The organism is Collinsella aerofaciens, assembly GCF_040926265.1.
In the GTDB taxonomy this organism is placed as follows: Bacteria; Actinomycetota; Coriobacteriia; order Coriobacteriales; family Coriobacteriaceae; genus Collinsella; species Collinsella aerofaciens_BB.
Window position 1 is genome coordinate 1 of the sequence record NZ_JBCOIL010000042.1, and the last position, 10834, is coordinate 10834.

Sequence of the window (10834 nt, forward strand, 5' to 3'; positions counted from 1 at the left end):
GCTGACCTTCTGGTCGCGCCCTTGAAGTTGAACGTCAGATTGTCCAAATGCGGCCCGCGCAGCGTCGAGCCGTTACGCGGTTTGGTAAAACCGCGTAACCACTAGTTTGGTACCTTGACAATCAATCTATGCGCTCCTAGACTGGTTAGGCACAAAACAATTCCACTACCTAACTAAAGAAAGGAGCAACACTAATTCATGTGCGATGAACCTCTTAACCTTTGTTCGCACGAGCCCGGCGGCGACCCGTCACAGCCGGCGGATGCACCCGAAGCGGTTAGCTCAGAAGACAAGCTTGCCAAGCGCATCCTCAATGGCCTGGGCTTTTGCGGCCATTACATGCATTTTCATGGCGGAGGCGTGTCCGGCAAGGCGCCCATCATCTGCCTGCTGGCCAAGCAACCCGGCGGCGAGATGTCGCAGCAGGAACTCGGCATGCACTTTGACCTCAAGCCGGGGTCGCTTTCCGAGATCCTGTCCAAACTCGAGCTCAACGGCCTCATCGAGCGCAGCCGTAACCCCAAGGATCGACGGCAGCTCACCATTCGCCTGACCGAAACCGGCCGGGAAAACGCCCGCATCGACCAGGCAGCCCGCATTCGCTTTAGAGAGCAGGCCTTTGGTGCCCTCACCCACGACGAGCGCGAGCAGCTCGCCGAAATGCTCGAGAAAATCCGTGTAACCTGGGAGGAACTGGATGATTAAAACCCTCATGGGCAGCATCCGCGACTATATAAAAGTCACCGTTGCCACGCCGTTGCTCGTGCTTGGCGAGGTGCTCTGCGAGATGCTGATTCCATTTATCACCGCCAACCTGATCGACGCCATCAAAGATGGCACCACCGTAGCCGAGATACTTCCCACCGCGGGCTTTTTGGTGCTCATCGCGCTGACGTCGCTTGCTTTTGGCGCCGCTGCCGGCGTCACCTGCAGCCATGCGAGTTGCGGCTTCGCTAAGAACCTGCGTCACGACCTGTTCTACAAGATCCAGACGTTCAGCTTTGCCAACATCGATGAGTTCTCGAGCTCCTCGCTCGTCACGCGCCTGACCACCGATATCAACAACGTGCAGCAGGCCTTTATGATGATCATCCGTATCGCCGTGCGCGCGCCGCTGGTATTGATCTTCGCCTTTACCATGGCATTTATCATGGGCGGCAGCGTCGCCATGGTCTACCTGGTCATCATTCCGCTGCTGGGCTTTGGGCTGTTCTTTATCATCTTTAAGGTGCGTCCCATCTTCTCGCGCGTGTTCCACAAGTACGACGCCCTTAACGAGTCCGTCGAGGAAAACGTCACCGGCATGCGCGTGGTCAAGAGCTACGTGCGCGAAGACTTTGAGAAGGAGAAGTTCGCGACCGCCGCACGCGACGTCCAGATGGACTTCACCCGCGCCGAGAAGCTGCTTGCCTTTAACAACCCCATGATGAACATCTGCGTCAACGGCGCGTTTGTCGTCATCATCTACCTGGGCTCCAAGCTCATCATCACGAGCCAGGGCACGCTGTTCGACGTGGGCCAGCTCTCCTCGATCTTTACCTATGGCTTCCAAATCCTCATGAGCCTGATGCAGCTGTCGATGATCTTTGTCATGGTGACCATGGCCGACGAATCGGCGCACCGCATCACCGAGGTGCTGGCCGCCGAGCCCACGATCGCCGATCCCGCCGAGCCCGTGCTCGAGGTCGCCGATGGCTCCATCGACTTTGACCACGTGAGCTTTAAGTATTCCGCGCATGCGAAGCGCCAGGCGCTCGACGATATCGACCTGCACATTAAGAGCGGCGAGACCATCGGCATCATCGGCGGCACCGGCTCGGCCAAGTCCACGCTCGTAAACCTCATCGCCCGCCTGTACGACGCCACCGAGGGTACCGTGCGCGTGGGCGGCGTGGATGTACGCGACTACGACTTGGACGCCCTGCGCCACCAGGTGGCCATGGTGCTGCAGAAAAACGTGCTGTTTAGCGGCACGATTGCCGAGAACCTGCGTTGGGGCGACCCGAACGCCACCGACGAAGAGGTCCGCGAGGCCGCGCATCTGGCCTGCGCCGACGAGTTTGTCGACGGCTTCCCCAAGGGCTATGACACCTGGATCGAACAGGGCGGCTCCAATGTTTCCGGCGGTCAGAAGCAGCGCCTGTGCATTGCGCGTGCCCTGCTGCGTCGCCCCAAGATCTTGATCCTGGACGACTCCACGAGCGCCGTCGACACCAAGACCGACGCCAAGATTCGCGCAGGGCTGGCAAGCTATCTGCCCAACACGACCAAGCTCATCATCGCCCAGCGCATTAGCTCCGTGCAGGACGCAGACCGCATCATCGTCATGGAGGGCGGCCGCATCGCGCAGATCGGTAACCACGACGAGCTGCTCAAGACGAGCGAGATCTACCGCGAGACCTTTACCTCGCAGAACAAGATGTCTGCCGAGGGCGAAGAGGCCGTCGAGGCCGACACCGAGGCATCCGTAACGCAAGCTCAGACCCAGGAAGGAGGCGAGGCACATGAGTAAGGCAACGACCGCCGAGCGCGCGCTCAACCGCAAGGGCGGCACCATGTCGCGCCTCATCAAGACGCTCTTTGGCTTTTACCCCGTGCTTTTGCCCCTCGTCGTCGCCGGCGTGGTGCTCTGCGCCATCATCAACTCCATCGGCGCGACCTTCCTTCAGAGCGCCCTGCAGATTATTAGCGAATCGTGGCAGTCGGGCGATTGGGGAGCCGCGCAGCCCAAGATCGCACAGCTCGTGACCACCCTCGCCTGCATCTACGGCATCGGCATCCTGTCCTCGCTCTTCTGGAACCGCGCCATGGCCATCGTCACGCAGGGCTCGCTGGAGAAGCTGCGCGAGAAGATGTTCAACCGCATGCAGGACCTGCCGATCCGCTACTTCGACACGCACCAGCGCGGCGACATCATGAGCCACTACACCAATGACATCGACACGCTGCGCCAGATGATCAGCCAGTCGCTGCCCAACCTGCTCATGACGGTCATCGTCATCGTCACGGTGTTCTTTATCATGCTGTACTACAGCGTGTGGATGTGCTTGGTCATTATTGCCGGCGTCGCCTTTATGACCTGTATGACCAAGCTGCTCGGCTCCAACTCCGCGCGCTTCTTTATTGCGCAGCAGACCGAGCTCGGCGTTGTCGAGGGCCATATCGAGGAAGTCATGAACGGCCAGAAGGTCGTCAAGGCATTCTGCCACGAGTCTGCCGCCGAAGCCGATTTTGACGAGCGCAACGAAAAGCTCTTCGAGGTCTCGCAGAAGGCCAACATGTACGCCAACATCCTCATGCCCATCCTTATGAACCTGGGCAACCTGCTCTACGTGCTGGTCGCACTGGCCGGCGGCATTTTCCTAGCGCTGGGCGTGCCCAACCTGAGCATCTCGGGCATGGCGCTGTCCATCGCCGTCGTGGTGCCGTTCCTCAACATGACCAAGCAGTTCTGTGGACAGATCGGCCAGATCTCGCAGCAGATCAACGCCGTGGTCATGGGCCTCGCCGGCGCCGACCGTATCTTTGAGCTCATCGACGAGGAGCCCGAAGCCGACGAAGGCTATGTGACGCTTGTCAACGCTCAGGTGAACCCCGATACCTGGCAGCTCGAGGAGGCCGACCACCACACTGGCATGTGGGCGTGGAAACATCCGCACCGCGCAACCGGCGAGATCGAGTACGTGCCGCTGCGTGGCGACCTGGTCATGGACAACGTCGACTTTGGCTACACGCCCGACCACGAGGTGCTGCACGGCGTGTCCGTGTTTGCCAAGCCGGGCCAGAAGGTCGCGTTTGTCGGCGCCACCGGTGCCGGTAAGACGACCATCACCAACCTCATCAACCGCTTCTATGACATCGCCGACGGCAAGATCCGCTACGACGGCATCAACGTCAACAAGATCCGCAAGGCCGATCTGCGCCGCTCGCTGGGCGTCGTGCTACAGGACGTGAACCTGTTCACCGGCACCGTGATGGATAACATCCGCTACGGCAACCTGGACGCTACCGACGAGGAGTGCATCGCGGCGGCCAAGCTCGCCGGCGCGGACGACTTTATCACCCGCCTACCCGACGGCTACGACACCATGCTCACCGGCAACGGCGCACAGCTGTCGCAGGGCCAGCGCCAGCTGATCTCGATTGCGCGTGCCGCCGTCGCCGATCCGCCGGCAATGATTCTGGACGAGGCCACGAGCTCCATTGACACCCGCACCGAGGCCATCGTGCAGGCGGGCATGGATAAGCTCATGGAGGGCCGCACGACGTTTGTCATCGCGCACCGCCTGTCCACCGTGCGCAACTCCGACGCGATCATCTGCCTGGACCACGGCCGCATTATCGAGCGTGGCAACCACGACGAGCTGATCGCCAAGCGCGGATACTACTATCAGCTCTATACCGGGGCGTTTGAGCTGGAGTAGTTCGGCTCGCCGAGATGGCCGATTTGCCGCTCATTCGTCGGGCATGACCCTAAGGTCAATGCCCTCCTCTTTCGGGGCAAATCGACTCATCTCAACGACCCAAACACAATGCGCCGCAACGAATAAAGCCTCCGCAGCCACACGAGCTGCGGAGGCTTTATTCATGCCGGCCGGAAACCGTATCCCACTTTTCGGGCCCAAAATGGGATGCCGTTTCCCGCTGGGCCCCCTCCGGGAAACGGCATCCCATTTCAAGGGCATAAACCGGGATGTGGTTTCCCCTAACGGCACCTTTGGGAAGCCGCATCCCACTCTAGACGCACAAAACGGGATGAGCTTTCCCATGGTGATCCAAGACCAGAAGCATGTCCGATAGCGCGGCCAGGTCAAGAACAACAAGGCAAGCGTCACGCCAATTTGGACGAGCGTCTGCTGCAGTTTGAGGCTGCTAGCCCATATGGTAGAGTTAACCACCCATGAATTTCAGCACACTGCGTGCTACCTGTTCTTTTGTCATTTAGGGGAGTGAACTTGTGAATACTTCTGTCGCCAAGAAGGCCGGCCAGGCGGTGCGCCTGCTCATGATGGTGCTCACGGCAGTTCTCATCTTCTTCTTCATCAATGTTATGCTGCTCGTCTCCGATATCCATGGCACGGCGCGTGTGGTCAACTACGCCGGCCTGGTACGCGGCACCACGCAGCGCATCGTGAAGCTCGAGGACGCAGGCCAGTCACAAGACGACCTGCTCAAGGCCGTGGATTCATACATCAACGGTTTGCGTTACGGAAGTGACGACCTCAACCTCGTCCGTCTCGACGACGATGAGTATCAGGCAAAAATGACCGAGCTTGCAAATTATTTTGATGAGCTTTGCACCGAGATCATCCGTGTGCGCGAAGTCGGCTACGAGAACACCGACATCATCTCCATGAGCGAGGAATTCTTTGGCATTTGCGACGATGCTACGCGACTCGCAGAGGACTACTCTCAGGAGAAGGCGTCGGCGCTCAACTATCTCGAGGGCTTGGTGATCATCGACATCGTGGGCTTGGTGGCGACCTTTGCGGTCGAACTCGTTCGCGCGGTGCGCACCGCCGCGCTCAATCGCGAACTGCAGAGCAAAGTCTATCTCGACGAAGCCACGGGGCTGCCCAACAAGAACAAGTGCGAGGAGATCTTGGGGCAGGAGCAGCCTGTCTCCGCGGAGGAGCCCGTTGCGGTGTGCGTCTTCGACCTTAACAATCTGCATATGGTCAATAACAACTTCGGCCATGAGAAGGGCGATGAATACATTCGCTCTTTTGCCCAACAACTGGGAAGTGTGGCGTCGGAGACGTGCTTTGTGGGTCGCGACGGCGGCGATGAGTTTATCGCGGTGCTGCGGGATGCCGACCGAGCCGCTGTGGAATCTTGTCTCACTCGGATTCGCGCGAACGTGAACGAGTATTCCGAAGTCCACCCCGATATGCCCATCAGCTACGCGGTGGGCTATGCGCTTTCCAGCGATTTTGACGAGCCGCCTACCATGCGCGAACTCTTTTCCCAGGCCGACAAGAACATGTACGTCGATAAGAACCGCGTAAAGACAGCCGAGGCAGCCGGGCCGCAACGCGAGGACCGCTAAACCCGTAGCAAAGGGTAGCTAATTTGGGACGGGACTCTTTTGGCTACTTGAGGAGTTGGGCCATGGCGTTGACGAATTTTTGTACTTGGAGGGTGGGCTCGAGCGGATAGTGCAAAAAGACCGGCACCTCTCGCCCGCACAGGAACGGCACGCCCACAAAGGCCGGGTGCACCCCCGACCATGCGCCGCAGGTGAGCACCGCGTCGCCCTTTTCCTCTGCCTCGTTAAAGAGCGCAAAGTCAAAGCTGTCCACGTCGATCACGTCTACGCCGCCGTCGGCCAACAGATCGATACGCAGACTGTCCATAGCGTCGTTGCCGTGACGGAGCACGCGCAGGCGCATGCCCTCTAAGTCGGCAACTGTGATGCGCGTCTTGCGCGCCAGCGGGCTCGTGCGCGGCAGGTCGATATAAAACGGCACGTTAACGATGCGAAGCTTTTGGCAGGCGTCGCCCCAGCGTGGAGTAGAAAAACTCGACTGCACTACATCCACCTCGCGGCCCAAGCTGCGCATGACGGATTCGCGCTCGTCATAGAGGTCGCTTACCGGCACGATCTCAAATCGCAGCGATGGTTCCAGATCGTGGATGTCCGTCCACATCGACAGCGTTTGGCGCCCCGGGCACATCATCGACACGCCCAGACGCACGGCACCGCCATCGCCCGCCGCGCGTCGGGCGCGACGCAGCGTATCCTCGGACTGCCGCATGATCGAGCGCGCGTCGTCCACCAGCAGAGCGCCCGCCGGCGTCACCTTAACACCCGAGTGCGAGCGCTCGAACAACGTGATGCCAAACTCGGCCTCGAAGCCCGACACCTGCTTGACGAGCGCCGGGGTCGACACGCGCAATTTTGCCGCCGCACGCGAGAAGCTTCCCAGCTCCGCGGCGGCCGATATGGCCTCGAGTCGTCGATCGTACACGTCAATCTCCCGTTTCCAGACGCATGGCAATGAACTGCCGAAGGGGGTCGTTTTGGCAGGTCACGCGCTCAATTGAGAAAAAACTGCATCGCACAGTATAAACCTACGGTTAACGCCATTCTAACAAATATGCAATTCACCTGCGCAAATGCAAAGCATACGATAACCAGCGAAAACCACGTGGGTCGGTTAATGGGAGCGACCCACCGGGAGGCACAAGAAGGGAAGTTCCTATGAGCAATTGGCTTAAGCTCGAGGGCGATGTCTGCGCCGTGACTGGCGCGCTCGGCGGTATGGGCGTCGAGATTTGCCGCGAGTTCGCCCGCAACGGCGCCAACGTCGTCCTGCTCGACCTGGACGAGGAGAAGGTCAAGGCTGCTGCCGCCGACCTCGCTGCCGAGTTTGGCATCCACGCCGAGGGTTACAAGATGAACGCCACCGACGAGGCCGAGGTTCAGGCCGCCGTCGACGCCACCATCGCCGACTTCGGTCGCGTCGACGTCCTCGTCAACACCGCCGGTATCCTGCGCTTCGCCGCCATGGAGGACCTGCCGCTCTCCGACTGGAATGAGGTCATCAACGTCAACCTCACCGGCTACTTCATCACCTCGCAGCGCTTTGGTCGCGAGATGATCAAGGCCGGCCAGGGCCGCCTGGTGCACATCTCGACCGTCGCCAGCCACTCCCCCGAGACGTTCTCGGGCGTGTACAGCTCCACCAAGGCGGGCGTCAACATGATGTCCAAGATGCTGGCTGCCGAGTGGGGCCCCTACGGCGTGCGCTCCAACTGCGTCGAGCCTTGCTTCGTTAAGACCCCGATGTCAGCCAACTTCTACGCCGATCCCGAGGTCGAAAAGAGCCGCAGCCGTCTGATCGCCACGCGTCGCATCGGCGAGGTCAGCGATATCGCCAACGCCGTCATGTTCCTGGCGTCCAAGCGCTCGGACTTTACCACCGGCGACGCCATCAAGGTCGATGGCGGCTTCTCCAATATGATGGGCGACCTCACCGCCAAGCCCGGCGGCCGTCGCGCCTATGCCGACAACTACCTTAAGAACAAGGGTGTCGAGCTCTGGTCCGATGAGTCCGGCGTCGCCAAGCCGACCGACCAGTAAACCAACCTGACAGGGAGGCCCCGCGGACACGCCCGCTCCCCCCCCCCGTATCGATTAGAAAGAGTCAAATGGCTTCCAGCAACTCCAACAAGGGTCGCGCCGTCGTGCTTTCCGCCGCGTGCGTCACCATGTTCTTTATCAGCTCCATCGCGCTGTATTCCGTCGTGAGCAAGAATCTGCTCGCCGTCTACCCCGAGTGGTCGAGTGCCCTTACCTGGGCTTTCCCCGTCTTTCAGACCATCATGGCCGTAACGGGCATCTTCGCCGGCCGCATCTCCGATAAGATCGGCCCGCGCAACGTCGTGATCGCCGCCGCCGTGTGCTACGGCCTGGGCTGGTTCATGTCCGGCACCGTCACCGAGCCGTGGCAGTTCTACCTGTGGTTCTCGCTCGTCGCCGCCATCGGCAACGGCCTGGGCTACAACCCGGCGCTCACCACCGGCCAAAAGTGGTTCATCGACAAGAAGGGCCTTGCCTCCGGCATCACCCTGGCCGCTTCGACCGCCGGCCCCGCCGTGCTGTCCCCGGTGCTCGCCTCGCTGCTCATCCCGAGCCTGGGCATCTTTGGCGCCCTCAAGGCACTCGGCGTCATCTTCTTTGTGACGATCGCCGCCTCCGCCCTGTTCCTGAAGGCCCCCGAGGCCGGTTGGCTGCCCGAGGGCTTCGAGGCCCCCAAGGGCGGTGCACATGCCGGCACCTTCGGCGACCTCACCCCGGGCGAGATGGTCAAGACCCCGCGCTTCTGGGTCCTCATCGTCACCTTCGCCTTTGCCGCCACCGCGGGCACCCTGCTCGTGGGCAAGGTTGCCTCCATCGCCGCCGTCCAGCTCTTCGCCGACCCCACGAGCGCCGCGGCCGTCGCCCTCGGCGGTGTGGTGGTCTCCGTCAACACCTGCGCCAACCTGGTTGGCCGTCTGTCCTTTGGCCAGATCATCGACAAGCTCGGCGCCTACAAGTCGCTGCTCATCAGCCTTGTCGTCACCATCGTCGCCCTCGTTATCATGTCGATGAGCTTTACGCAGTGCATGTTCTTCGTGGCGCTCGCCCTGCTCGGCTTTAGCTTTGGCGCTCTGCTCGTCATCTACCCGCCGCTCACCGGTGGCGCCTTTGGCACCAGCAACATCGGCGTCAACTACGGCATCATGTTTTTGGGCTACGCCGCTTCCACCTGGATCAGCCAGCCCATCACCGCCGTGCTGTATCACGCCGAGGCCGGCAGCGCCGCCTACCAGCAGTCCTTCTACGGTGCCATTGTGATCGCCGCCATCGCCGTCGTGCTCACCGTCTACATGATGGTCTCCGACAGCAAGAAGAAGTCCGCCTAGTTTTACCGATGCGACAAAGGGACAGTCCCTTTGTCGCATTCCACCGGTCACCAGTATTAAGGAGTCGAAATGTCTGAGCTCAACCCCGTCCGCATTGCCGTTATCGGCGCCGGCGCCATGGGCCGCAACCACATCCGCTTTGTCACCGAGGAGCCCGAGGCCGAGCTCGTCGCCATCGCTGACGCCTTTGAGGGCGCCCGCGCCACGGCCGAGGCCGCCGGCGTGCCGTTTTATACCGATCCCGCCCAGATGATGGACGAGGTCAAGCCCGAGGCCGTCATTATCGCCACCCCCAACGACCTGCATCTGGGCGTTGCCCGCGAGGCCATCAAGCGCAACATCGTGCCGTTGGTCGAAAAGCCGATCTCCAACGACCTCGAGGATGCTCAGGCCTTCGCCGCCGAGGGCGAGACCGCCGGCGTGCCCGTGCTCGTGGGCCAGCACCGTCGCCACAACCCCTTCGTCAACAAGGCCAAGGAGATCATCGAGTCCGGCGAACTGGGCAAGCTCACCGTATCGAGCTTCCACTACATGATCTATAAGAACGACGAGTACTTCGATGTCGAGTGGCGCCGCAAGAAGGGTGCCGGCCCGATCCTGGTCAACCTGGTGCACGACGTCGACCTGCTCCGTTACCTGCTGGGCGAGCCCGTTGCCGTCCAGGGCATGCAGTCCAGCGCCGCCCGCGGTTTTGAGACCGAGGACTCCGCCGTGGTCAACGTCCGTTTTGCCGATGGCGCGCTTGCGAGCATGACCATCTCCGACGCCACCGCCAGCCCCTGGAACTGGGAGGCAACCGCTCGCGAGGATCCGCAGTACCGCCCCTTCGACGCCGACGCCTACTTTATCGGCGGCACTAAGGGCGCCCTGTCGCTGCCCCGCCTGCACCAGTTCTCCTACGACGGCGCCTCTAACTGGCACAAGCCGCTGCAGATGGAGATTCCGGCCGTCGACCCGGCGCTGCCGCACAAGATGCAGCTCAAGCACTTTGTGAAGGTTGTCCGCCGCGAGGCCGAGCCCGTCGTGACCCCCGCCGACAACGTCAAGACGCTCACGCTTCTCAACGCCATCAAGGAGGCCGCCGAGACCGGCCAGCTCGTCGAGCTGTAATGCCTTAAGAGCGACCGCGGCAGAAATCCCATGCCGAGCCCCTTCGGTCCGCCACCAACAAGCCCCTCTTCTTTGCCCCGCGTGCAGCCTCCTGCCCGCGGGGCCTTTTGCTACCTTGCCGACGATTTTTCAGAAGCGGGGACTATTTTGCGCCTCAGCTTGGTTCGTTCGCCACGAACGAGCCTATCTACTACGTTTAGCCAACCACCCTCAACCATACCGAATTTCGCGAAATAAAAACCGACGCTCCTATAAGTTGTCAAGAGGCAGTTTGCGGGAGAGCTCCCTTCAATTCGCACAGGAGCTCGTAATA

General features: G+C 61.0%; 8 protein-coding genes. 7 read left to right on the forward strand and 1 reads right to left on the reverse strand.

Annotated features, from left to right (window positions below; translation table 11 throughout):
- Positions 1 to 198 precede the first annotated feature (198 nt).
- The 4 genes from AB5767_RS09770 to AB5767_RS09785 all read left to right on the forward strand — a co-directional run bounded on the left by AB5767_RS09770 (position 199) and on the right by AB5767_RS09785 (position 6049).
- Entirely contained in the window at positions 199 to 705 is a 507-nt protein-coding gene (locus tag AB5767_RS09770) for a MarR family winged helix-turn-helix transcriptional regulator (protein ID WP_117770394.1), read from the forward strand.
- Positions 698 to 2512 carry an ABC transporter ATP-binding protein gene (locus AB5767_RS09775; protein WP_368131963.1) on the forward strand — a complete coding sequence of 605 codons (1815 nt, stop codon included), beginning with the start codon at positions 698 to 700 and terminating at the stop codon, positions 2510 to 2512. The genes AB5767_RS09770 and AB5767_RS09775 overlap by 8 nt, the downstream gene beginning before the upstream one ends.
- A complete protein-coding gene (locus AB5767_RS09780; RefSeq protein ID WP_368131964.1) occupies positions 2505 to 4424 on the forward strand; it encodes an ABC transporter ATP-binding protein in 1920 nt (639 codons plus the stop codon). The genes AB5767_RS09775 and AB5767_RS09780 overlap by 8 nt, the downstream gene beginning before the upstream one ends.
- A gap of 533 nt (positions 4425 to 4957) precedes the next feature.
- On the forward strand, positions 4958 to 6049 hold the full coding sequence (locus AB5767_RS09785) for a GGDEF domain-containing protein (RefSeq protein ID WP_368131965.1): 1092 nt from the start codon (positions 4958 to 4960) through the stop codon (positions 6047 to 6049).
- Between the two features lie 43 nt (positions 6050 to 6092).
- On the opposite strand, the gene AB5767_RS09790 is transcribed toward AB5767_RS09785, so the two are convergent.
- A complete protein-coding gene (locus AB5767_RS09790) occupies positions 6093 to 6971 on the reverse strand; it encodes a LysR family transcriptional regulator (RefSeq protein WP_368131966.1) in 879 nt (292 codons plus the stop codon).
- A 233-nt stretch (positions 6972 to 7204) separates the two neighbouring features.
- Between AB5767_RS09790 and AB5767_RS09795 the strand changes: the two genes are divergently transcribed.
- The 3 genes from AB5767_RS09795 (at position 7205) to AB5767_RS09805 (ending at position 10521) form a co-directional block, all read left to right on the forward strand.
- On the forward strand, positions 7205 to 8086 hold the full coding sequence (locus AB5767_RS09795; RefSeq protein ID WP_196033465.1) for an SDR family NAD(P)-dependent oxidoreductase: 882 nt from the start codon (positions 7205 to 7207) through the stop codon (positions 8084 to 8086).
- 68 nt (positions 8087 to 8154) lie between these two features.
- Complete coding sequence (locus AB5767_RS09800) at positions 8155 to 9411, forward strand: MFS transporter (RefSeq protein WP_368131967.1); 1257 nt, start codon at positions 8155 to 8157, stop codon at positions 9409 to 9411.
- Between the two features lie 69 nt (positions 9412 to 9480).
- Positions 9481 to 10521 (forward strand): Gfo/Idh/MocA family protein, encoded by a 1041-nt coding sequence (locus AB5767_RS09805; RefSeq protein WP_368131968.1) that lies wholly within the window; start codon positions 9481 to 9483, stop codon positions 10519 to 10521.
- The last annotated feature ends 313 nt before the right edge of the window (positions 10522 to 10834 follow it).